Raw genomic sequence first — 22099 nt, 5'->3', positions numbered from 1 at the left:
CGTGGACGTCGAGCTGCTCGAGATCCGGGACTTCCTCGCCGGACACGCGCCCTTCGACGCCCTTCCGGCCCAGGTGCTGGACCAGCTTCCCGCGCGCTGCACCCTGCGCTACGTGCGGCGCGGGACCACGGTGCTCAGCGCCGGAGAGCCCGGGGACCGGCTGTTCGTGGTCCGCTCCGGGGCGGTCGACATCAGCGACGAGGGGACCCTGGTGGACAGGGTGGGGGCCGGCGGTGCCTTCGGGATGTCGTCGCTGGTGGAGCACGTGCCCACCCGCTACGACGTGGTGGCCCGGGAGGACACCCTGCTGCTGTCTCTGCCGCAGGTGCACGTCGACGCCCTGGTGGCGCAGCACCCGGTGCTGGCGGTGCACTTCGCCGCCACCCACCACGAACGGATCCGGACGGCCATCGCCCGGCTGCGCACACCCACCCGTGGGTCCGCGGTGCTGCGGACCCGGGTGCGGGACCTGGTGCGTAACGCCCCGGTGTCGACGCCACCGCGCACCCCGGTCGCGGAGGCGGCGAGGGTGATGACCCGGGCCGGGGTGTCGTCGCTACTGGTGATGGAGGGGGAGGAGCTGCTGGGGATCGTCACCGACCGGGACCTGCGGCGCAGGGTGCTCGCCGCCGACCTGGACCCTGGGTCACCGGTGGCCGACGTGATGACGCCCGGCCCGGTCACCGTCCGGGCGGAGGGGCTCGCCCTGGAGGCGATGCTGGAGATGACGGGACGCAACATCCACCACCTGCCGGTCGTGGACGCCGCCGGAGGGGTGCTCGGGCTGGTGACGACGACCGACCTGGTCCGCCTGGAGAGGTCCAACCCGGTGTACCTGGTCGCCGACATCCAGCGTCAGGAGACGGTGGAGGGGGTGGCCGAGCAGGCGGCCCGCGTCCCGGCCGTGGTGGAGCAGCTGGTGGCGCAGGACGTCAGCGCCGCGGATGTCGGACGGGTGGTCAGTTCGCTCACCGACGTGTTCACCGTGCGTCTGGTCGCGCTGGCCGAGGCCGAGCTCGGCGACGCCCCGGCACCCTGGGCGTGGGTATGCCTGGGGTCGGCGGCACGGGAGGAGCGGGCGCTGGGCGGGGACCAGGACCATGCGCTGGTGCTGGCGGACCGGGCCGACCCGCAGGACCCGTGGTGGGGACGGCTCGCGGAGACCGTCACGTCCGGTCTCGAGCGGTGCGGGCTGCCCCGGTGCGACGGCGAGGTGATGGCCACCGACCCGGGGCTGCGGCTGCGCGCCCGTGACTGGCGGGAGCGGTTCGCCCGGTGGGCGCACCGGCCGACCCCGGCGGCGGTCCTGTCCGCGGCGATCTTCTACGACATGCGCTGCGTGCACGGGGAGCGGTCGTTGGTGCAGGCGCTGCGCGAGGACGCCGTGGCGATGGGGAGCCGCTCGGACCTGCTGGTCGCCCACCTCACCGCTCAGGCGTCTCGGATGCGGCCGCCCCTGGGGTTCTTCCGCGGGTTCGTGCTCGAGCCGGAGGGGGAGCACCGCGACACGCTGGACCTCAAGCGAGGGATCGGTGCCGTCGTGCAGCTCGCCCGGGTGGCGTCCCTGCGGGCGGGCTCGACCGAGCTCGAGACCGGCGAGCGGCTGGCCGTGGCGGGCAGGTGCGGGGTCCTCCCGACCGGGACGGCCACCGACCTCGCCGACTCCCACGAGCTGTTCTGCTCGCTCCGGCTGCAGCACCAGGCCGGGCAGGTGCGGGACGGGCTCACCCCGGACAACCACCTCGACCCCTCGACCCTGGGCGGCCTGGACCGTCGCCACCTGCGCGACGCCTTCCAGATCGTGCGCACCGCCCAGCAGAGCCTGGCCGCCCGCCTGCCCCCGGTGACCTGATGGCCCGGCCTGCGACCGGGACGGCGCTGGCCGGGCTCACCGCTGCCCGGCCCCACTCACGACGCGACCCGCTGGCCGGCGTCGAGCTGCTGGCGCTCGACCTGGAGACCACCGGCCTCGACCCGCGACGGCACGAGGTGCTGGCGATCGGTCTGGTGCCGGTGGTGGCGGGCGAGGTGGTGCTGGGCGGAGCCCGCGGGCAGCGGGTGCGCCCCGCGGGCTCGGTGGGTGGCTCCGCGGTGGTGCACGGGCTCACCGACGACGCGCTGGCCGGGGAGCCGTTGCTGGAGCAGGTGCTGCCCGAGGTGCTGGGGGCGATGCTCGACGGTTCGGCGACGACCCCGCGCCGCCGGGTGCTGCTGGCCCACTTCGCCCAGATCGAGCGTGACTTCCTGGCGGCCGCCTGCCGTCGCACCTACGGGGCGGTGGTGCGGATGCCGGTGGTCGACACCCTGGAGCTCGAACGACGGCTGCTACGGGCTCGCCCCGACGAGGTCCCGCCCGGTCGGCTGCGGCTCGACGCCTGCCGGCGGGCGCACGGGCTGCCCCGGTACGCCGCGCACGACCCGGTGACCGATGCGCTGGCCTGCGCCGAGCTGTTCCTCGCCCAGTGCGCGGTCCTGCAGGAGCGGCTGCGGCGCCCGCTGCGCCTCGGCGACGTCCTGGTCCGGTGAGCGGTCCGACCCGCGTCGGCAGTCGGACCGCACGAGGGGATTAGGTCAGTCCGCATGCGCGTATTCGCGCTGAGGCGGCCCTTGGCCGGAACCACGGGTCCTCGGGCCTAGACTCGGCAGAGTTCGTGAACGTCGTCACAAGGTCACAAGCGAGGCGCCAAACACCGTGAGTGAGCAGGTCGAATCGGCTGACGTCATCGTCGTCGGCGCAGGTCCCGGAGGGGCCAGCACCGCCGCCTATCTTGCCGGACACGGGCTGGACGTGCTCGTGCTGGAGAAGGCCACCTTCCCCCGCGACAAGATCTGCGGCGACGGCCTCACCCCCCGCGCCGTCCGCGAGCTGATCCAGCTCGGTGTCCCCATCGACGAGCAGGACGGCTGGCACCGGACCCAGGGGCTGCGCATCCTCGGCGGCGGTATGCGCCTGGAGCTGGACTGGCCCGGCAGTGCCACCTTCCCGCCCTTCGGCCTGGTCCGCACCCGGCACGACCTCGACGAGCTCCTCGCCCGGCACGCGGTGAGCCGCGGCGCCCGGTTGCTGGAGGGGATCAACGTGCAGTCCCCCGTGCTGGACGGTCGCGGTCACATCTGCGGCGTGAAGGCCAAGGTGATGGGACCGGACGGGCGCGCCACCGGTGAGCTCCGGGAGTTCCGGGCCCAGGTCGTGGTGGCGGCCGACGGCAACTCCAGCCGGCTCTCCCTCGGGATGGACCGGCCGCGCCGGGAGGACCGCCCGATGGGTGTCGCCGTCCGGGCGTACTACGAGAGCCCCCGGCACGACGACACCTACCTCGAGTCCTGGCTGGAGCTGTGGGCCAAGGGCACCGACGGCGCCCCGGACACCCTGATGCCCGGCTACGGCTGGATCTTCCCGGTCGGTGACGGCACCTCCAACGTCGGTCTGGGCATCCTGGACACCGCCGAGGAGTTCGGCACCTTCGACTACCGCGACGTGATGCGACGCTGGATCGCCACCATGCCCGAGGGCTGGACCTACTCCGAGGAGACCCAGCAGGGCCCCATCCGGGGAGCGGCACTGCCGATGTGCTTCAACCGGCAGCCTCTCTACGACCGTGGCCTGCTGCTGGTCGGCGACGCCGGCGGGATGGTGAACCCGTTCAACGGGGAGGGCATCGCCGAGGCGATGGAGGCCGGGCGGCACGCCGCAGAGGTCATCGCCTCCGCCCTCGTCCGGGCCACCCCGGGGGAGCGGGAGGCCGTGCTGCGCTCCTACACCAGCGCGATGAAGGACTCCCTGGGCGGCTACTACACGCTCGGGCGCCACTTCGCGACGCTGATCGGCAAGCCGGAGGTGATGCGGCTGGCGGTCAAGTATGGTCTGCCGCGACGCTCGATGATGAGGCTGCTGCTGAAGATCATGGCCAACCTCCCGCAGGAACGCGGCGGCAAGCTGGACGACCGCATCATCAACGCGCTCACCCGGATGACCCCCGCAGCATGACCGATCACCTTCACCCTAGGATTGTGACGCGCGCGACCCTGGCGGGCCCCACGCTGGGCAAGTCACGAAAGGAGTGCTGGCACTGATGGACTACCACCCGTATCTGCCGGTCGTCTTCTTCCTCTTCTTCGGCCTCCTGTTCGCCTTCGGGTCCGTCTTCGGCGGTGGCCTGCTCGGTCGGGTGTCCTACAACCGTGCGAAGGCCGAGGCCTACGAGTGCGGCATCCAGCCCACCCCCCAGGCGCACGAGGGTGGCCGGGTGCCGGTCAAGTACTACCTGACGGCGATGCTCTTCATCGTCTTCGACGTCGAGGTGCTGTTCCTCTACCCGTTCGCGGTCGCCTTCGACCAGGTGGGGCTGTTCTCGGTGCTGGCCATGCTGCTGTTCCTGGCCGTGGTGTCCGTGCCGTTCGTGTACGAGTGGAGCCGTGGGGGCCTGGAATGGGACTGACCAAGAGAGTGTGGTGTTGAGCGATGGGCCTTGAGGACAAGATCCCCGGTGGGATCATGCTGACGACGGTCGAGGGACTGGCCGGTCATCTGCGTCAGTACTCGGTGTGGCCGGCCACCTTCGGGCTGGCCTGCTGCGCGATCGAGATGATGGCCGTCGGCACCCCCGACTACGACATCGCCCGGTTCGGTATGGAGCGCTTCGCCGCCACCCCGCGTCAGGCCGACCTGATGATCGTGGCCGGTCGCGTCTCGCAGAAGATGGCCCCCGTCGTGCGTCAGGTCTACGACCAGATGCCCAACCCCAAGTGGGTCATCTCGATGGGTGTCTGCGCCAGCTCCGGCGGCATGTTCAACAACTACGCGATCGTCCAGGGCGTCGACCACATCGTGCCGGTGGACGTCTACCTGCCCGGTTGTCCGCCCCGCCCGGAGATGCTGCTGAACGCCGTCCTGGAGCTGCACAAGCAGATCCGCGAGTTCAAGTTCGGCGTCAACCGCGAGGACGCCGCCCGGGCCGCCGAGGCCGCCGCGATGAACGCGACGCCGACGCACGCGATGAAGGGGCTGCTGGCATGAGCGACGGCAGCGGACCGGAGATGCCGGACAAGAACCCACCGGCCCAGGAGACCACCCAGGACCCGGTCAACAACCCGCCGCGCGGGGCGGACCAGAAGGTCGACACGGCCGCCGCCCAGGAGGGTGGGGGCTCGGTGCTCGCCGAACGCGCCACCCCGGGCGAGCCCGTCCAGGTGGCGCACCGTACCGGGATGTTCGGGGGCTCACTGGGCACCGACACCTCGGGCTACGGCGGGCTCGACGTCCCGGTGCTCTTCCCGGGACAGTCGGAGCGCCCCTACGGCTCCTACTTCGACGAGGTCGTGGACGCCCTCGAGGCAGCTGCCCCGGAGGCCTTCGCCGCCGGCGTCGAGCGGGTCGTCGTCGACCGTGGCGAGCTCACCCTGCAGGTGCACCGCGACCACCTGCTGGCCCTGATCACGCCGCTGCGCGACGAGCCCCGCCTCCGCTTCGAGGTGTGCACCGGCGTCTCCGGCGTGCACTGGCCGGAGCAGACCGGTGCCGAGCTGCACGCGGCATACCACTTCCAGTCGATCACCCACGGGGTGCGTCGCGTCCGGGTCGAGGTGACCTGCCCAGACGAGGACCCCCGGATCCCCTCGATCGTCTCCGTGTACCCGGCCAACGACTGGCACGAGCGCGAGACCTGGGACATGTTCGGCATCGTCTTCGAGGGTCACCCGGGCCTGACCCGCATCCTCATGCCCGACGACTGGCCGGGGCACCCGCAGCGCAAGGACTACCCGCTCGGCGGCATCCCGGTCGAGTACAAGGGAGCGAGCATCCCGGCCCCCGACCAGCGCAGGAGCTACCGCTGATGGCGACCACCACGCACGACGAGAGCCCCGACGAGGGCCTGCCCACCGACCTGTACGCCGAGGGCGGCCCGACCTCCGATCCCGACGGCGACGCCGTCTTCACCGCCGCCGGCGGGGACTGGGACGAGATCGCCCGGGACGTGGCGGACCTCGGTGCCGAGCGCATCGTGGTGAACATGGGCCCGCAGCACCCCTCCACCCACGGGGTGCTCCGGCTCATCCTCGAGCTGGACGGCGAGACGGTGCGGGAGGCGCGGGCCGGCATCGGCTACCTGCACACCGGCATCGAGAAGAACATGGAGTTCCGCACCTGGGTGCAGGGCACCACGTTCGTCACCCGGATGGACTACCTCACCCCCATCTTCAACGAGACCGCCTACTGCCTGGCGATCGAGAAGCTGCTGGGCATCACCGACCAGATCCCGACCCGGGCCAGCGACATCCGGGTGCTGACGATGGAGCTGAACCGGATCGGCTCGCACCTCATCGCGCTGGCGACCGGCGGGATGGAGCTCGGCGCCACGACCGTCATGACGATCGGCTTCCGCGAGCGCGAGCGGGTGCTGCGCTTCCTGGAGGCGGCCTCCGGGCTGCGGATGAACCACGCCTACGTCCGTCCGGGCGGGGTCGCCCAGGACGTGCTGCCCGAGCACCTCGACCTGCTCGAGGAGGAGCTGCCGCAGCTGCGCCGCGGCGTCAGCGAGCTGGAGAAGCTGCTGCTGGAGAGCCCGGTGCTCAAGGGCCGGACCGTCGACGTGGGCTACCTGTCGCTCGCCGGGTGCATGGCGCTCGGGGTCACCGGCCCCATCCTGCGCTCCACCGGGCTGCCGCACGACCTGCGCAAGGACGAGCCCTACTGCGGCTACGAGACCTACGACTTCGACGTCATCACCCGGCGCGACATGGACGCGTACAGCCGCCTCTGCATCCGGCTGGACGAGATCTGGCAGTCCATCCGTATCGCCGAGCAGGGCATCGCGCGGCTGCGTGCCAGCCAGGGCGAGCCGGTGATGGTCGCCGACCGCAAGATCGCCTGGCCGGCGCAGATGTCGGTCGGCGCGGACGGCCAGGGCAACAGCCTGGACCACATCCGGGAGATCATGGGTGAGTCGATGGAGTCCCTGATCCACCACTTCAAGCTGGTCACCGAGGGCTTCCGGGTGCCGCCGGGCCAGGCCTACGCGGCCGTCGAGTCGCCGAAGGGCGAGCTCGGGGTGCACGCGGTCTCCGACGGCGGCACCCGTCCCTACCGGGTCCACTTCCGCGACCCGAGCTTCAACAACCTGCAGGCCGCCTCGGCGCTGTCCGAGGGCGGCCTGGTCGCCGACGTGATCGTCGCGGTCGCCTCGATCGACCCGGTGATGGGAGGAGTGGACCGATGAGCCAGCACGAGCAGGAGGACATGCGCAGCCAGCTCGAGGAGGCCACCGAGCGGCGCGTCCACCACAGCGTGCCCGGTCACGACGACCACGGCCCCCTGCACCACCACACCCCGCTGCACGCCTCGGACGAGTCCTACCCCGAGGACGTGCTCGCCCGGCTGACGGCGGAGAGCGCCCAGATCATCGCCCGCTACCCGCAGAAGCGGTCCGCGCTGCTGCCGATGCTGCACCTGGTGCAGTCGGTGGACGGCTACGTCACCGGTCGCGGCGTCGAGCTGTGCGCGGAGCTGCTGGAGCTGTCCACCGCGGAGGTCAGCGGTGTCGCGACGTTCTACACCCAGTACAAGCGGCACCCGAACGGTGAGTACACCGTCGGCGTCTGCACCAACACCCTCTGCGCGATCATGGGCGGCGACCAGATCTTCGACGAGGTCAGCGAGCACCTCGGGGTCGGCCACGACGAGACCACCGAGGACGGCAAGATCACCCTGGAGCGGGTGGAGTGCAACGCGGCCTGCGACTTCGCGCCGGTGGTGATGGTCAACTGGGAGTTCTTCGACGACCAGACGCCGGAGTCGACCAAGAAGCTGGTCGACACCCTGCGGGTCGGCGGCGTCGTCACCCCCACCCGTGGCCCGTCCCGGGTCTGCACCTTCAAGCAGGTCTCCCGGGTGCTGGCCGGCTTCACCGACGGCCTCGCGGACGAGGGTCCCGGCGCCGGGCACGCCTCGCTGCGCGGGACCCTGCTGGCCAAGGAACGGGGCTGGACCGCCCCTCGGCCGGAGTCGCAGACCTCGTCCGAGGCGACCCCCGAGGGCAAGGCCGGTGGCCTGTCCGCCGGACTGCACGACTCGAAGGACGCCGACGCGCGGGAGGCGGACGAGATCCCGACCTCCGAGGGCGTCAAGGACGTCGACGAGACCACCACGAGCAGGGAGGGAGAGGACTCGTGAGCACACAGCTGACGCCGATCCTGTCGGCCTTCTGGGACGCCGAACGGTCCTGGACGCTGGAGACGTACGAGCAGCACGAGGGCTACCAGGGGCTGCGCAAGGCCCTGGAGATGGACCCCGCCGACCTCGTGGCCTCGGCCAAGGAGTCCGGCCTGCGTGGTCGTGGCGGCGCCGGCTTCCCGACCGGGATGAAGTGGGGCTTCCTGCCGCCGCCGGACGGGGGCCCCCGCTACCTGGTGGTGAACGCCGACGAGTCCGAGCCGGGCACCTGCAAGGACACCCCGCTGATGCTGGCCACCCCGCACTTCCTGATCGAGGGGATGATCATCACCTCGTTCGCGATCGGCTGCAACCACGCCTTCATCTACCTGCGGGGCGAGATCGTGCACGTCTACCGACGGCTGATGCGCGCCGTCGAGGAGGCGTATGCGGCCGGCTACCTCGGCAAGGACGTGCTGGGCACCGGCTTCGACCTGGACATCACCGTGCACGCCGGGGCCGGGGCCTACATCTGCGGTGAGGAGACGGCGCTGCTGGACTCGCTGGAGGGGCGCCGTGGTCAGCCGCGGCTCAAGCCGCCGTTCCCCGCGGTCGCCGGCCTGTACGCCCGGCCCACCGTCGTCAACAACGTCGAGAGCATCGCCAGCGTCCCCGGCATCGTGCTGCACGGCGCCGACTGGTTCGCCGGCATGGGCACCGAGAAGTCGCAGGGCTTCGGGCTCTTCAGCCTCTCCGGTCACGTCGAGCGGCCCGGGCAGTACGAGGCCCCGCTGGGCATCACCCTGCGGGAGCTGCTCGAGATGGCCGGCGGGATGCGCGGCGGCCGGGCGCTGAAGTTCTGGACCCCGGGCGGCTCCTCCACGCCGATCTTCACCGACGCCCACCTGGACGTCCCGCTGGACTTCGAGTCGGTGGCCGCGGAGGGCTCGATGCTGGGCACCCGCGCGCTGCAGATCTTCGACGAGACGGTCTCCGTGGTCCGTGCGGTCTCCCGGTGGACCGACTTCTACGCCCACGAGTCCTGCGGCAAGTGCACCCCGTGCCGGGAGGGCACCTTCTGGCTGAAGCAGATCCTGGCCCGGCTGGAGGCCGGCCAGGGACGCCCCGGCGACATCGAGAAGCTGGACGACATCTGCGACAACATCCTGGGTCGCAGCTTCTGCGCCCTGGGTGACGGCGCCACCAGCCCGGTCACCTCCGGCATCAAGTACTTCCGTGAGGAGTTCGAGCAGGGGATGCACACCCCCTGGCAGGAGCTCTTCCCGCCCGACCGCAACACCCTCTTCGCGAAGGAGAGCCAGCCCGCATGAGCGTGAACGTCGAGGGCCGTGCGTCCTCCGATCAGCAGGCCGATCCGGACGTGAAGATGGTCGAGGTGACCATCGACGAGGTGCCGGTGTCGGTGCCCGAAGGCACCCTGGTGATCCGGGCCGCCGAGGAGGTGGGGGTGCACATCCCCCGCTTCTGCGACCATCCGCTGCTGGAGCCGGTGGGCGCCTGCCGCCAGTGCCTGGTGGACGTGGCTACCCCCGACCGCGAGGGCAACCTCAAGACGATGCCCAAGCCGCAGGCCTCCTGCACCATCGCGGTCTCGCCGGGCATGGTGGTCCGCACCCAGCACACCTCCGAGGTGGCCGACAAGGCCCAGACCGGGGTGATGGAGCTGCTGCTCATCAACCACCCGCTGGACTGCCCGGTCTGCGACAAGGGCGGCGAGTGCCCGCTGCAGAACCAGGCCATGTCCGACGGCCGCCCGACCTCCCGCTTCGAGGACGTCAAGCGGACCTTCCCCAAGCCGGTCAACATCTCCAGCCAGGTGCTGCTGGACCGTGAGCGCTGCGTGCTGTGCGCCCGGTGCACCCGGTTCTCCGACCAGATCGCCGGCGACCCCTTCATCGCGCTGATCGAGCGCGGGGCGCTGCAGCAGGTCGGCATCTACGAGGAGAAGCCGTTCAAGAGCTACTTCTCCGGCAACACGGTGCAGATCTGCCCGGTCGGCGCCCTCACCGGCGCCGCCTACCGCTTCCGCTCCCGGCCCTTCGACCTGGTCTCCACGCAGAGCGTGTGCGAGCACTGCGCCTCCGGGTGCTCGATCCGTACCGACCACCGCCGCGGTTCCGTGCTGCGCCGGATGGCGCTGAACGACCCCGAGGTCAACGAGGAGTGGAACTGCGACAAGGGTCGCTGGGCCTTCACCTACCCGACCCTGCCGGACCGTCTGCACGACCCCGTCGTCCGCGGTGAGGACGGGGAGTATGCCGTCACCTCCTGGCGCGCCGCCTACTCCGCCGCGGCGGCCGGCCTGGCCGCGCACGCCGCCGGCTCAGGTGTCGGGGTGCTGCCCGGTGGCCGGGTCGGCGTGGAGGACGCCTACGCCTACGCCAAGTTCGCGCGGGTGGCGCTCGGCACCAACGACATCGATCACCGGGCCCGGCCGCACAGCGCGGAGGAGGCGGACTTCCTGGCCGCCGCCGTCGCCGGGCGCCGGGACGTCAGCTACGCCGACCTGGAGCACGCTTCCTCGGTGCTGCTCGTCGGGCTGGAGCCCGAGGAGGAGAGCCCGATCGTCTTCCTGCGCCTGCGCAAGGCGATGCGGGCCCGCGGGACCACGGTCTTTGCGGTGGCGCCGTTCCTGACCCGGGGCCTGGAGAAGCTGGGGGGCACGTGTCTGTCCTCGGCACCGGGCACCGAGGCCGAGGTGCTGACCGCCCTCGGCGGCCGGCACGAGGACCTGGAGGTCGACACCTACCGTGGCGCGGCGGAGTCGTTGACCGCCGACTCGGTGATCCTGGTCGGCGAGCGGCTGGCCGGCACCCCCGGCGCGCTGAGCGCCGCGCACGCCCTGGCCGCCTCCACCGGCGCCGCGCTGGCCTGGGTGCCGCGCCGTGCCGGTGAGCGGGGCGCGGTCGACGTCGGTGCCCTCGGCAACCTGCTGCCCGGTGGCCGCCCGGTCGCCGACGAGCAGGCCCGCGGCGAGGTCGCCGCCCGCTGGGGCGTGCAGCCCACCGTGCTGCCCGCCACCCCGGGCCGGGACCTCGGCGCCATCCTGTCCGCCGCGGCGGACGGCCAGATCGGGGCGCTGCTCGTCGGTGGCCTGGAGATCGACGACCTGCCCGACCCCGAGCTGGCCCGCCGGGCCCTGGCCCGCGCCTTCGTGGTCTCCCTGGAGGTCCGCGAGAACGCGGTGCACGAGTTCGCCGACGTCATCCTGCCGGTGGCCCCGCACCAGGAGAAGGCCGGCGCCTTCGTCACCTGGGAAGGCCGCCTGCGCCCCTTCGAGCGGGCGATCGACAGCCCTGCCGTCTCCGACCACGTCGTGCTGGACCGCCTGGCGGCCGCGATGGACGTGCCGCTGCGGACCGGGACGGTCACCGAGGTCCGGCACGAGCTCACCGGGCTGGACCGCTGGTCCGGGACCCGCGCCGCCGCGCCGCAGGTGCCGGTCCCGGTGCCCGCCTCGCCCGGCGCGGGGGAGGCCGTGCTGGCGACCTGGCACCACCTGCTCGACGCCGGTGCGCTGCAGGACGGCGAGCCCTTCCTGGCCGGCACCGCGCACGAGGCCCGCGCGCGGATCTCGGCCGGGACCGCCCTCGGGCTGGGCGTCCGGGACGGGGACGAGGTGGTGCTGTCCACCGCCCGGGGCACCATCACGCTGCCGGTGACGACCACCCCGATGCACGACGGCGTCGTGTGGGTCCCGACCAACTCCGTCGGCTCCGCCGTCCGGTCCAGCCTCGGCGTCGAGGCCGGCGCCGTGGTCGGGCTGTCCGCCGCACCGGTCCGTAGCGACACCCCGCGAGGTGAGGCATGAGCGTCCTGACGGCATACCCCGAGCTGCTCGCCAGCGGCGCCCCGCTGGCGATGAGCAGCGACCTGCCGGTCGCCGACTTCAGTGACACCCCGTGGTGGCTGTCGCTGTTCAAGGCCTTCCTGCTGTTCGTCTACGTGATGATCTCCGTGGTCATCGTGATCTGGTTCGAGCGGCGCGTCATCGGCCAGATGCAGCAGCGGCCCGGCCCCAACCGGCTCGGTCCGCTGGGCATCCTGCAGACCACCGCGGACGGGATCAAGCTCTTCCTCAAGGAGGACGTCACCCCCAAGGGCGCGGACAAGGTGATGTTCTACGCCGCGCCGCTGATCGTGGCCTCGCTGGCGTTCGTGTCCTTCGCCATCATCCCGATGGGCGGGGACGTGCGGATGTTCGGGCACACCACCCCGCTGCAGCTGACCGACACCCCGGTCGCGGTGCTGCTGGTGCTGGCGGTGGCCGGTGTCTCCGCCTACGGCTTCGTGCTGGCCGGCTGGTCCTCCGGCTCGACCTACCCGCTGCTCGGTGGCCTGCGCTCCACGGCCCAGGTCATCTCCTACGAGATCGCGATGGGCCTGTCCCTGGTCGCGGTCTTCCTCTACGCCGGGTCCATGTCGACCAGCCAGATCGTCGCCGCCCAGCAGCAGACCACGGTGCTCGGCATCCAGCTGTGGTACATCGTGCCGCTCTTCTTCAGCTTCGTGGTCTACGTCATCACGATGATCGGTGAGACCAACCGGCTGCCGTTCGACCTGGCCGAGGGCGAGGGCGAGCTCGGCGGCGGGTTCCACACCGAGTACTCCTCGATGAAGTTCGGCATGTTCTTCCTCGGTGAGTACATCAACATGTTCACCGTCTCGGCGCTGGCGACCACGCTCTTCCTCGGCGGGTGGCACGCGCCCTGGCCGATCACCCTCATCGGTGACGGGATGTTCGACCAGGGCTGGTGGGGCCTGCTCTGGTTCACCGCCAAGATGTGGGGCTTCATCTTCTTCTACGTCTGGGTCCGTGGGTCGCTGCCCCGCGTCCGCTACGACCAGTTCATGGCGCTGGGGTGGAAGATCCTCATCCCGCTGTCGCTGGTCTGGGTGGTCGCGGTGGTGCTGATCCGCTCCGCCCAGGAGGGCTATTTCGGCGAGGGCCGCTGGGTGACCGTGGTCACGCTGGCCGGGATCGGGCTGTTCGTGCTGCTCGGCATCCTGCTCTGGGACCGGTATGCCCAGCGCCGAGCCGAGGAGCGGGAACGGTCCCGGGAGGTCCCGGAAGAGATCGACCCCTTCGCCGACGGGTACCCTGTGCCGCCGATGCCCGGCCAGCGGCTGGTCGAGCCGCGGCCCGGCCTGGAGCAGGCCGCCGCGGTGACCGTGCCCGGCGGGACCGCCGAACCGACGACCACCGACGACCCGAAGGAGCCCCGTGGCTGAGCACACCGAGCCGACCGACGAGGCAGCGCGCCGCACCCCCGCCGCCGCACCCGAGCGTGCCGGGTCCGGCGACCCCGACGGGGGCAAGAAGGAGCCGGGCCTGCTGGCCCAGTTCTTCGCCCCGGTCGCCGGGTTCGGGGTCACCTTCGGCACCATGTTCCGCAAGGTGCCGACCCAGGAGTACCCGGAGGTGAAGCGTCCGACGGCGACCCGCTTCCACGGTCGTCACCAGCTGAACCGGCACCCGGACGGGCTGGAGAAGTGCGTGGGCTGCGAGCTGTGCGCCTGGGCGTGCCCGGCGGACGCGATCTACGTCGAGGGTGCGGACAACACCGACGCCGCCCGGTTCTCCCCGGGTGAGCGCTACGGCCGCGTCTACCAGATCAACTACCTGCGCTGCATCTTCTGCGGCCTGTGCATCGAGGCCTGCCCCACCCGGGCGCTGACGATGACGAACGAGTACGAGCTGGCCGACTCCGAGCGGGCACCGCTCATCTACGAGAAGCACCAGCTGCTGGCGCCGCGCCGCCCGGACATGCTCGAGCCGCCGTTCCCGATGGCCGACGGCATGGAGGAGCGGGACTACTACCTCGGCAAGGTCACCGGCGCCACCCAGGGGCAGCGGGAGTACGTCGAGGCCCACCAGCACGCGCAGGACGGCGACGCCGCGGCGGGCGAGGGTGACCACGGCCCGGAGGCCCGGTCGTGACCCCACAGACGATCGACGGGCTGGAGGTCGGCCTGTTCTGGCTGCTCGCCGCGGTCGCGGTGCTGGGGGCCATGGGCCTGCTCTTCGCCCGCAAGGCCGTGCACGCGGCCATGTCGATGGCCACCACGATGATCAGCCTCGGCGTCATCTACATCGTCCAGCAGGCCGAGTTCGTCGGGATCATCCAGATCTTCGTCTACTCCGGCGCCGTGATGATGCTCTTCCTCTTCGTCGTCATGCTGGTCGGTGTCGACGCCTCGGACTCCCTGGTGGAGACCCTGCGCGGGCAGCGGGTGTGGGCCTTCGGCCTCGGCGCGCTGCTGGCGGCGGGGTCCGTCTACGGCCTGAGCCGGGTCTCCTGGCCGCAGGCCGTGGGCCTGGACACCGTGCAGGCCGAGGGTACCGTCACCGCGCTGGCGCGGGAGATCTTCGAGCGCCAGGTGCTGACCTTCGAGACCCTCGGGGTGCTGCTGGTGGTCGCGGTGATGGGGGCCATGGTGCTCGCCCACCGCGAGCGGCTGACCCCGCGGCGTACCCAGCGCGAGATGTCGCAGGAGCGCGTCCGCTCCGGCCAGTGGCTGGCCGGCAAGCCCAACCCCGGTGTCTACGCCCGGCACAACGCGGCCGACACCTGGGCTCTGGCCCCGGACGGGAGCCCGATCGAGGAGTCCGTGCCCCGGGTGCTGGTGGCCCGCGGCCAGGTCACCGACCCGGCGGCATACCGGCTCGCCCAGAGCACCGCCACCGCGGCGGGGGAGCCCCCCGGCGACCAGAGTGCCGAGGACCTGCCCCGCGGGACCAACGCCACGGTCGACGGCGACGGCGGGACCGCAGGGACCGGGCAGACGGACCTGCCCGAGGACGAGAGGGGTGAGCGCTGATGGGGCTGGAGTCCTACATCTACCTGTCGGTCGTGCTCTTCGCGATCGGCAGCATCACGGTGCTGATCCGCCGCAACACGATCATCGTCTTCATGGGCATCGAGCTCATGCTGAACGCCTGCAACCTGGCGCTGGTCACCTTCGCCCGGATCCACGGCAGCCTCGACGGTCAGGTGTACGCCCTGTTCGTCATGGTCGTGGCCGCCGCCGAGGTCGTCGTCGGGCTGGCGATCATCATGTCCATCTTCCGTGCCCGTCGCTCGGCCTCGGTCGACGACGCCAACCTGCTGAAGCTGTAAAGGAGCGCTCGTGTCTGTGCACGACCTGAGTCACGGGCTGGCCGGTGCCGGTCTGGCGCTCGCCGACCCGAGCGCGGTGCGGGCCACCGAGGCCGTGGGCATCTCCGCCCTCGGCTGGTTGCTCGTCGCGCTGCCGCTCGCCGGTGCCGCGATCCTGCTGCTCGGTGGCCGCGCCACCGACCGCTGGGGTCCCGGGCTGGCCACCGGCCTGTCCTGGGCCAGCTTCGGCGTCGGCGCCGCCATCATCGTCCAGCTGGCCGGTATGCCCGGGGAGGATCGGGCGATGTCGGTCCCGCTCTGGGACTGGGTGAGCGTCGGTGAGCTGAGCCTGCACGCCGGTCTGCTGCTGGACCCGCTGTCGCTGGCCTTCGTCATGCTGATCACCTTCGTCGGCAGCCTGATCCACGTCTACTCGTTGGGCTACATGGAGCACGACCCGGACAAGCGCCGGTTCTTCGCCTACCTCAACCTGTTCGTGGCGGCGATGCTGATCCTGGTGCTGGCCGACTCCTACCTGCTGATGTTCGTCGGCTGGGAGGGCGTGGGCCTGGCCTCCTATCTGCTCATCGGGTTCTGGAACTGGAACCCGGAGTACGCCTCGGCCGCCAACAAGGCGTTCGTGGTGAACCGGGTCGGTGACGTCGGCCTGATCACCGCGATGGCGCTGATGCTGGCGACCTTCGGGGCGCTGGACTTCGCCACCGTGCACGGCGCGGCCGGCGGGGCGGGCGACCTGACGTTGACGCTGATCGGGCTGGCACTGCTGCTGGGTGCCTGCGGCAAATCGGCGCAGTTCCCGCTGCAGAGCTGGCTGGGAGACGCGATGGCCGGCCCGACGCCGGTCTCCGCGCTGATCCACGCAGCGACCATGGTCACCGCCGGTGTGTACCTGATCGCCCGCTCGCAGGCCATCTACGACCTGACCCCGGACGCCCGGCTGGTGGTCGCCGTCGTCGGCACCATCACCCTGGTCTACGGGGCGGTCGTCGGCTGCGCCAAGGACGACATCAAGAAGGCGCTGGCCGCCTCCACCATGTCCCAGATCGGCTACATGATGCTGGCCGTCGGGCTCGGACCGGCCGGCTACATCTACGCAATCTTCCACCTGGTGACGCACGGCTTCTTCAAGGCGAACATGTTCCTGGGGGCCGGGTCGGTCATGCACGCCATGAACAACAAGGTCGACATGCGCCGCTTCGGTGCGCTCAGCACGGAGATCAAGATCACCTGGCTGACCTTCGGCGCCGGCTGGCTGGCGATCATCGGCTTCCCGTTCACCGCCGGCTGGTACTCCAAGGACTACATCATCGAGACCGCCTTCGCGGCCGAGGGGTGGCAGGGCTGGGTCTTCGGCCTGGTCGCGCTGCTGGGTGCCGGGCTGACCGCCTTCTACATGTCCCGGCTGTTCTTCATGACCTTCCACGGCAAGGCCCGCTGGAGCGACGACGTCGACGCGCACCCGCACGAGTCGCCGCTGACGATGACGGTCCCGATGATGGTGCTCGCCCTCGGCTCCCTGGTGCTGGGTCTCGTGCTCTACCCGACCGGCATCCTCACCGGCTGGCTGGAGCCCGTCTTCGGCCACGCCGAGCACGGGGAGCCGCTGCTCCCGGTGCTGGCGATCCAGGTGCTCGCGTTCCTGCTGATGGCGGCCGGCGTCGCCCTCGCGTGGCTGCGCTTCGGCCGTGACGACGTGCCGGTGACCGCACCGCAGGGCAACGTCCTGACCCGGGCGGCCCGTCGCGACCTCTACCAGGACGACGTCAACGAGGCCCTCTTCACCGGCCCGACCCGGGGCCTGGTCTCCACCATGGTCGAGGCCGACGAGGTGCTGGTCGAGGGTGCCGTCTCCGGCGGCACGACCTCGACGCTGACCGGTGTGTCCGGCCTCCTGAGGAGGACGCAGAACGGCTTCGTCCGCTCCTATGCCCTGGCGATGCTGCTCGGCGTCGTCGTCATTCTCGGCGCTGTCTGGGTGATCCAGTGATGACCTTCCCCTGGCTGACCACTCTTCTCGTGCTGCCCCTGGTGGGGGCGCTCGTGGTGGCCCTGCTGCCCAAGGAGAGCTCGCTGGTGCGCCCGGTGGCGCTCGGCACCTCGCTGCTCACGCTGACCGTGGGTGTGCTCACCGCCACCCAGTTCCGGTTCGGCGGCGGCACCACCGAGGAGCCCTTCCAGCTCACCGAGGTCTACTCCTGGATCCCGCAGTTCGGCGTCTCCTACGCGGTGGGCGTCGACGGCATCTCGCTGTCGATGATCCTGCTCGGGCTGGTGCTGGTGCCGATCTGCATCGCGGCCGCCTGGGACGACGTCCCGGCCGCCGGGCGACGGCAGCACACCTACTTCGCCCTCATGCTGGCCCTGAGCTCGATGATGATCGGCGTCTTCGCGGCCGTCGACGTCTTCCTGTTCTACGTCTTCTTCGAGGTCATGCTGATCCCGGTCTACTTCCTGATCGGGATGTTCGGCGGCACCCGCCGCGCCAAGGCGGCCACCACCTTCCTGCTCTACTCCCTGGTCGGCGGGCTGGTCATGCTGGTCGCGGTGATCGGTGTCTACCTCGCCGGACCGCGCGGCACCGACGGCTTCCTGCTGTCGAACCTGACCGGGCTGGACCTGTCGGTGGAGGCAGGCCGCTGGCTGTTCCTCGGCTTCTTCATCGCCTTCGCGATCAAGGCGCCGATGTGGCCGGTGCACAGCTGGCTGCCGCTGGCCGCCGAGCAGGCCCGACCGGCCACCTCGGTGCTGCTGGTCGGCGTGCTCGACAAGGTCGGCACCTACGGGATGATCCGCTTCTGCCTGACCCTCTTCCCGGAGGCCAGCCAGTGGTTCACCCCGGCGATCCTGACGCTGGCGCTGCTCTCGCTCTTCATCGGGGCGTTCCTGGCCATCGGCTCGACGGACATGCTCCGGCTGATCTCCTACACCTCGATCAGCCACTTCGGCTTCATCGTGCTGGGCATCTTCGCCTTCACCACGGTGAGCCAGACCGGTGCGACGCTCTACATGGTCAACCACGGCTTCACCACGGCCGGGCTGTTCCTCATCGCCGGGATGCTCATCGTCCGGCGCGGGTCCCGTGACCTGCGCGACTTCGGCGGCTGGCAGCGCGTCACCCCGCTGATCGCCGGCTCGCTGCTGGTGGCCGGTCTGTCCGGGCTGGCGCTGCCGGGCCTCAACTCCTTCGTGAGCGAGTTCCTGGTCATCGTCGGCACCTTCGAGAGGCACCCGTGGCTGGCCGTCATCGCGGCCGTCGGGGTGATCCTGGCGGCGGTCTACATCCTGGTGATGTACCAGAAGATCGCCACCGGACCGAAGCCGGTCGGACCCGAGGTCGAGGGCATACCCGACATGGGCCGACGGGAGAAGTGGGTGGTCGCCCCGATCATCGCCGCCTTCCTGGTCCTCGGCTTCTACCCGAAGCCGGTCATCGACCTGCTCGAGCCCGCCGTGCAGCAGACGCTGCAGATCGTGGGCGTCAGCGACCCGGCACCGGCGGTCGACACCGCCACGCCCCACCACACCACCGAGGGGAGTGACCACTGATGGGTGGCTCCATGTTCGTCGCGCCGGACATCAACTACACGGCGCTGCTGCCGATGATCATCGTCTTCGTCGGTGGGCTGGTAGGTGTCACGGTGGAGGGCTTCGCCTCCCGCACCACCCGGTATGCCGTGCAGGTCCCGCTCTCGGTGGCGACCCTGGTGCTGGCCTTCGTCGCCCTGGTGGTGCTGGGTCGGGACCACCAGGGGGTGACCGCCGCCGAGACGGTGGCCCTGGACGGCCCGGCGCTGCTGCTGCAGGGCCTGGTGCTGCTGCTGGCGATCCTGGGCATGCTGGTGATGAGCGAGCGCTTCGGCGGCAGCCAGCCGGACGCCTTCACCCAGTCCGGCGTCTCGACGCCGGGGTCGGCGGAGGAGAGCTTCGCCACCCGGGTCGGCGCCACCACGACCGAGGTCTACCCGCTGACGCTGATGTCGGTCGGCGGCATGCTGCTCTTCGTCTCGGCCAACGACCTGCTGCTGCTCTTCGTGGCGCTGGAGATCCTGTCGTTGCCCCTCTACATCCTGTGCGGGCTGGCCCGGCGCCGCCGGCTGCTCTCCCAGGAGGCGTCGCTCAAGTACTTCCTGCTGGGCAGCTTCTCCTCGGCGTTCTTCCTCTTCGGCGCGGTGCTGCTCTACGGCTACGCGGGCTCGATGCGCTTCGCCGACATCGCCGCCGCGGTCGGCAGCAACGTCGGGATGGACGGGCTGCTCGTCCCCGGCGTGCTGCTGGTCGTCGTCGGTCTGCTCTTCAAGGTCGGCGCCGTGCCCTTCCACGCGTGGACCCCGGACGTCTACCAGGGTGCCCCGACACCGGTCACCGGCTTCATGGCCGCCTGCACCAAGGTGGCCGCCTTCGGGGCCATGCTCCGGGTGCTCTACGTGGCCGTCGAGGGGGCCCGGCTGGAGTGGCAGCCGGTGCTCGCCGTGGTGGCCGTGCTGTCCATGGTGGTCGGTGCGCTGCTCTCGATCGTGCAGACCGACATCAAGCGGATCCTGGCCTACTCCTCGATCGCGCACGCCGGCTTCATCCTCACCGGCGTGCTGGCGCTGGACCAGGCCGGCCTGTCCAGCACGATCTTCTACCTGGCGACCTACGGCTTCATGACCATCCCCGCCTTCGCCATCGTGGCCCTGGTGCGCTCCTCCGGCACCGAGGCCACCCAGGTGGACCAGTGGTCCGGGCTGGCGAGCCGTTCGCCCTGGGTGGCCGCAGCCTTCACCTTCCTGATGATGGCCTTCGCGGGCATCCCGCTGACCTCCGGCTTCACCGGCAAGTTCGCGGTGTTCTCGGCGGCGGTCAGCCAGGGCTGGGCGTGGCTGGCGGTGGTCGGTGTGCTGGCCAGCGCGGTGACCGCCTACATCTACTTCAAGGTCGTCGTGCTCATGTGGCTGGGGGAGCGGACCGGTGACACCGTCGTGGCGCGCCCCTCCTGGATGACCTCGGTCGCGATCCTGGTCGGGGTGGCGATCACCCTGGCCCTGGGCGTCATGCCGTCCCCCCTCCTCGACCTGGCGCAGAACACCGCGGCGTTCCTGCGGTGAACGATCCCGTCCTCCCCGGCGCCGACGCGGCGCTGAGCGCCCGTGTCGGCGAGGGTATGACGCGGGTCGCGGTCCGGCTGGAGCAGGTCGTCGACCACGGCGACCCGTTCGTGGCGGAGGCGAACGCGCACCTGGCCCGAGCGGGCGGCAAGCGGTTCCGGCCGTTGCTGACGCTGCTGGCCAGCGAGGTCGGCCAGGGCTGGAACGACGACGTCGTGGACGCCGCCGTCGGGGTGGAGCTCACCCATCTGGCCTCGCTCTACCACGACGACGTGATGGACGAGGCGGAGCTGCGCCGAGGGGTCGAGAGCGCCAACGCGCGCTACGGCAACGCGACGGCGATCCTCGTCGGCGACCTGCTCTTCGGCACCGCCTCGGCGGTGGTCGCCGGCCTGGGGGCCGACGCGGTCCGCATCCAGGCGGAGACCTTCATCCGGCTGTGCGCGGGCCAGATCCGGGACGACCGGCAGCCCACGGTCGGCAGCGACGAGGCGGTCGCGGCATACCTGGGCATCCTGGCGGACAAGACCGGCGCGCTGATCGCGACCGCGGCCCGCTACGGGGCCATGTTCGGCGGCTGCGACGAGGGGACCGTCCGCACCCTGACCGAGTTCGGCGAGCAGCTGGGGGTGGTCTTCCAGCTGGCGGACGACCTGCTCGACGTCGCCTCCGAGGCGGACGCCTCCGGCAAGACGCCCGGCACCGACCTGCGCGAGGGCAAGGCGACGCTGCCGGTGCTCTACGCCCGCACCAGCACGGACCCGGCCGACGCCCGCCTGCTGGAGCTCACCCGGGGCCCGATCGAGGACCCCGCCGAGCTGGACGAGGCGCTGGCCCTGCTGCGCGGCCACCGGGCCATGGGGCAGGCCCGCGAGCACACCGCCAGGGTGGCGGCACGGGCCCGTGGTGCGCTGGCCGAGCTGCCGCAGGGCCCGGCGGTGGACGCACTGATGGCGTTGGTCGACGGCGTCGCCGACCGCTCCGCCTGAGCGCCGGAGGTCGGGACCAAGGTCCCGGCGGGGACCGGACCCCAGCCTCTACTCACCATCGTCGTAGCGCGGCATCCTGAAGGTGGATCATCCATCTGAGACCCACGAAGGAGCTGGCTGACATGACGACCCGTACAGCACACACCCACGAGCTCGACACCACCGTCCACGACGACGAGCGGCACCTGCTCCCCACACTGGGCGGGTATGCGCTGGGTGTCACCCGCCTGGCGTTCGGCTTCTACTTCCTCTGGGCGTTCCTGGACAAGGTCTTCGGCCTGGGCTTCGCCACCCCCGGCGACCGTGCCTGGGTCAACGGCGGGAGCCCGACCACGGGCTACCTGTCCGGCGTCGAGGGACCGCTGGCAGGCCTCTACCAGCCGATGGCCGGCAACGTCCTCGTCGACGTGCTGTTCATGCTGGGTCTGCTCGGCATCGGCCTCACCCTGATGAGCGGTGCGGGAGCGCGGATCGGCGCCCTCTGCGGCGCGCTGATGTACGTCTTCATGTACGGCGCCTCGCTGCCCACGACCACCAACCCCGTCCTGGACGACCACCTGACCGGCGCGCTGGTGATGCTGGTCATCGCCGCCATCCCGGCCGCCTGGTCCTACCTTGGCGTGGGGTCGATGTGGCGGGAGCGGGCACCCGAGTACCTGCGCTGACAGGCTCGCCCCCTCGGGAGTGGGGGGGGGGGGGGGGGGGGGGAGAGGGAGGGGGGGAGGGGGGGAG

At 71.1% G+C, this 22099-nt stretch carries 19 protein-coding genes; all 19 read left to right on the top strand.

Translation table 11 applies throughout. From position 1 onward, the window contains the following. Position 1 precedes the first annotated feature (1 nt). The 19 genes from ACI3EY_RS11680 to ACI3EY_RS11590 all read left to right on the top strand — a co-directional run bounded on the left by ACI3EY_RS11680 (position 2) and on the right by ACI3EY_RS11590 (position 22032). Positions 2-1852 carry a putative nucleotidyltransferase substrate binding domain-containing protein gene (locus ACI3EY_RS11680; RefSeq protein WP_405040498.1) on the top strand — a complete coding sequence of 617 codons (1851 nt, stop codon included), beginning with the start codon at positions 2-4 and terminating at the stop codon, positions 1850-1852. Then, positions 1852-2526: an exonuclease domain-containing protein gene (locus tag ACI3EY_RS11675; protein WP_405040497.1), complete on the top strand. Its 675-nt coding sequence runs from the start codon at positions 1852-1854 to the stop codon at positions 2524-2526. The genes ACI3EY_RS11680 and ACI3EY_RS11675 overlap by 1 nt, the downstream gene beginning before the upstream one ends. Positions 2527-2692: 166 nt before the next feature. Further along, positions 2693-3988 carry a geranylgeranyl reductase family protein gene (locus tag ACI3EY_RS11670; RefSeq protein ID WP_405036394.1) on the top strand — a complete coding sequence of 432 codons (1296 nt, stop codon included), beginning with the start codon at positions 2693-2695 and terminating at the stop codon, positions 3986-3988. A gap of 85 nt (positions 3989-4073) precedes the next feature. After that, positions 4074-4439 carry an NADH-quinone oxidoreductase subunit A gene (locus ACI3EY_RS11665; protein ID WP_405036395.1) on the top strand — a complete coding sequence of 122 codons (366 nt, stop codon included), beginning with the start codon at positions 4074-4076 and terminating at the stop codon, positions 4437-4439. A gap of 23 nt (positions 4440-4462) precedes the next feature. Next, the gene (locus tag ACI3EY_RS11660; RefSeq protein WP_405036396.1) at positions 4463-5017 is read left to right on the top strand and encodes a NuoB/complex I 20 kDa subunit family protein; all 555 of its coding nucleotides are present in this window, start codon (positions 4463-4465) and stop codon (positions 5015-5017) included. Then, complete coding sequence (locus ACI3EY_RS11655) at positions 5014-5835, top strand: NADH-quinone oxidoreductase subunit C (protein ID WP_405036397.1); 822 nt, start codon at positions 5014-5016, stop codon at positions 5833-5835. Before ACI3EY_RS11660 ends, ACI3EY_RS11655 begins: the two co-directional genes overlap by 4 nt. Continuing rightward, positions 5835-7217, top strand: a complete 1383-nt coding sequence (locus ACI3EY_RS11650) for an NADH-quinone oxidoreductase subunit D (RefSeq protein ID WP_405036398.1) — start codon at positions 5835-5837, stop codon at positions 7215-7217. The genes ACI3EY_RS11655 and ACI3EY_RS11650 overlap by 1 nt, the downstream gene beginning before the upstream one ends. Further along, positions 7214-8170, top strand: a complete 957-nt coding sequence (gene nuoE, locus ACI3EY_RS11645) for an NADH-quinone oxidoreductase subunit NuoE (RefSeq protein ID WP_405040496.1) — start codon at positions 7214-7216, stop codon at positions 8168-8170. The genes ACI3EY_RS11650 and nuoE overlap by 4 nt, the downstream gene beginning before the upstream one ends. Continuing rightward, the gene (gene nuoF / locus ACI3EY_RS11640) at positions 8167-9480 is read left to right on the top strand and encodes an NADH-quinone oxidoreductase subunit NuoF (protein ID WP_405036400.1); all 1314 of its coding nucleotides are present in this window, start codon (positions 8167-8169) and stop codon (positions 9478-9480) included. The genes nuoE and nuoF overlap by 4 nt, the downstream gene beginning before the upstream one ends. Continuing rightward, complete coding sequence (locus ACI3EY_RS11635; RefSeq protein ID WP_405040495.1) at positions 9477-11981, top strand: NADH-quinone oxidoreductase subunit G; 2505 nt, start codon at positions 9477-9479, stop codon at positions 11979-11981. Before nuoF ends, ACI3EY_RS11635 begins: the two co-directional genes overlap by 4 nt. Then, positions 11978-13402 carry an NADH-quinone oxidoreductase subunit NuoH gene (gene nuoH / locus ACI3EY_RS11630; protein ID WP_405040494.1) on the top strand — a complete coding sequence of 475 codons (1425 nt, stop codon included), beginning with the start codon at positions 11978-11980 and terminating at the stop codon, positions 13400-13402. The genes ACI3EY_RS11635 and nuoH overlap by 4 nt, the downstream gene beginning before the upstream one ends. After that, positions 13395-14111, top strand: a complete 717-nt coding sequence (gene nuoI / locus ACI3EY_RS11625) for an NADH-quinone oxidoreductase subunit NuoI (protein ID WP_405040493.1) — start codon at positions 13395-13397, stop codon at positions 14109-14111. Before nuoH ends, nuoI begins: the two co-directional genes overlap by 8 nt. Then, positions 14108-14992, top strand: a complete 885-nt coding sequence (locus tag ACI3EY_RS11620; protein WP_405036404.1) for an NADH-quinone oxidoreductase subunit J — start codon at positions 14108-14110, stop codon at positions 14990-14992. Before nuoI ends, ACI3EY_RS11620 begins: the two co-directional genes overlap by 4 nt. Then, positions 14992-15291 carry an NADH-quinone oxidoreductase subunit NuoK gene (nuoK, locus tag ACI3EY_RS11615; RefSeq protein ID WP_405036405.1) on the top strand — a complete coding sequence of 100 codons (300 nt, stop codon included), beginning with the start codon at positions 14992-14994 and terminating at the stop codon, positions 15289-15291. The genes ACI3EY_RS11620 and nuoK overlap by 1 nt, the downstream gene beginning before the upstream one ends. Positions 15292-15307: 16 nt before the next feature. After that, on the top strand, positions 15308-17278 hold the full coding sequence (nuoL, locus tag ACI3EY_RS11610; protein WP_405040519.1) for an NADH-quinone oxidoreductase subunit L: 1971 nt from the start codon (positions 15308-15310) through the stop codon (positions 17276-17278). Then, entirely contained in the window at positions 17278-18837 is a 1560-nt protein-coding gene (locus ACI3EY_RS11605) for an NADH-quinone oxidoreductase subunit M (RefSeq protein ID WP_405036406.1), read from the top strand. The genes nuoL and ACI3EY_RS11605 overlap by 1 nt, the downstream gene beginning before the upstream one ends. Further along, a complete protein-coding gene (gene nuoN, locus ACI3EY_RS11600) occupies positions 18837-20378 on the top strand; it encodes an NADH-quinone oxidoreductase subunit NuoN (protein ID WP_405036407.1) in 1542 nt (513 codons plus the stop codon). Before ACI3EY_RS11605 ends, nuoN begins: the two co-directional genes overlap by 1 nt. Positions 20379-20434: 56 nt before the next feature. Further along, positions 20435-21367, top strand: a complete 933-nt coding sequence (locus ACI3EY_RS11595; RefSeq protein ID WP_405036512.1) for a polyprenyl synthetase family protein — start codon at positions 20435-20437, stop codon at positions 21365-21367. 122 nt (positions 21368-21489) lie between these two features. Continuing rightward, positions 21490-22032, top strand: a complete 543-nt coding sequence (locus tag ACI3EY_RS11590; protein WP_405036408.1) for a hypothetical protein — start codon at positions 21490-21492, stop codon at positions 22030-22032. Positions 22033-22099 lie beyond the last annotated feature (67 nt).

Source organism: Serinicoccus shuyuelongi, assembly GCF_045032955.1.
Taxonomy (GTDB): Bacteria; Actinomycetota; Actinomycetes; order Actinomycetales; family Dermatophilaceae; genus Ornithinicoccus.
This window is presented reverse-complemented; position numbering and strand designations above follow the sequence as displayed.

Excerpts from the sequence above, each read along its gene's own strand:
- ACI3EY_RS11655 (WP_405036397.1), top strand. The coding sequence starts at position 5,014 with ATGAGCGACGGCAGCGGACCGGAGATGCCGGACAAGAACCCACCGGCC.
- nuoH (WP_405040494.1), top strand. The coding sequence starts at position 11,978 with ATGAGCGTCCTGACGGCATACCCCGAGCTGCTCGCCAGCGGCGCCCCG.
- ACI3EY_RS11590 (WP_405036408.1), top strand. The coding sequence starts at position 21,490 with ATGACGACCCGTACAGCACACACCCACGAGCTCGACACCACCGTCCAC.
- nuoE (WP_405040496.1), top strand. The coding sequence starts at position 7,214 with ATGAGCCAGCACGAGCAGGAGGACATGCGCAGCCAGCTCGAGGAGGCC.
- ACI3EY_RS11650 (WP_405036398.1), top strand. The coding sequence starts at position 5,835 with ATGGCGACCACCACGCACGACGAGAGCCCCGACGAGGGCCTGCCCACC.
- ACI3EY_RS11675 (WP_405040497.1), top strand. The coding sequence starts at position 1,852 with ATGGCCCGGCCTGCGACCGGGACGGCGCTGGCCGGGCTCACCGCTGCC.
- ACI3EY_RS11660 (WP_405036396.1), top strand. The coding sequence starts at position 4,463 with ATGGGCCTTGAGGACAAGATCCCCGGTGGGATCATGCTGACGACGGTC.
- nuoN (WP_405036407.1), top strand. The coding sequence starts at position 18,837 with ATGGGTGGCTCCATGTTCGTCGCGCCGGACATCAACTACACGGCGCTG.
- ACI3EY_RS11605 (WP_405036406.1), top strand. The coding sequence starts at position 17,278 with ATGACCTTCCCCTGGCTGACCACTCTTCTCGTGCTGCCCCTGGTGGGG.
- nuoK (WP_405036405.1), top strand. The coding sequence starts at position 14,992 with ATGGGGCTGGAGTCCTACATCTACCTGTCGGTCGTGCTCTTCGCGATC.
- ACI3EY_RS11635 (WP_405040495.1), top strand. The coding sequence starts at position 9,477 with ATGAGCGTGAACGTCGAGGGCCGTGCGTCCTCCGATCAGCAGGCCGAT.
- ACI3EY_RS11665 (WP_405036395.1), top strand. The coding sequence starts at position 4,074 with ATGGACTACCACCCGTATCTGCCGGTCGTCTTCTTCCTCTTCTTCGGC.
- ACI3EY_RS11595 (WP_405036512.1), top strand. The coding sequence starts at position 20,435 with ATGACGCGGGTCGCGGTCCGGCTGGAGCAGGTCGTCGACCACGGCGAC.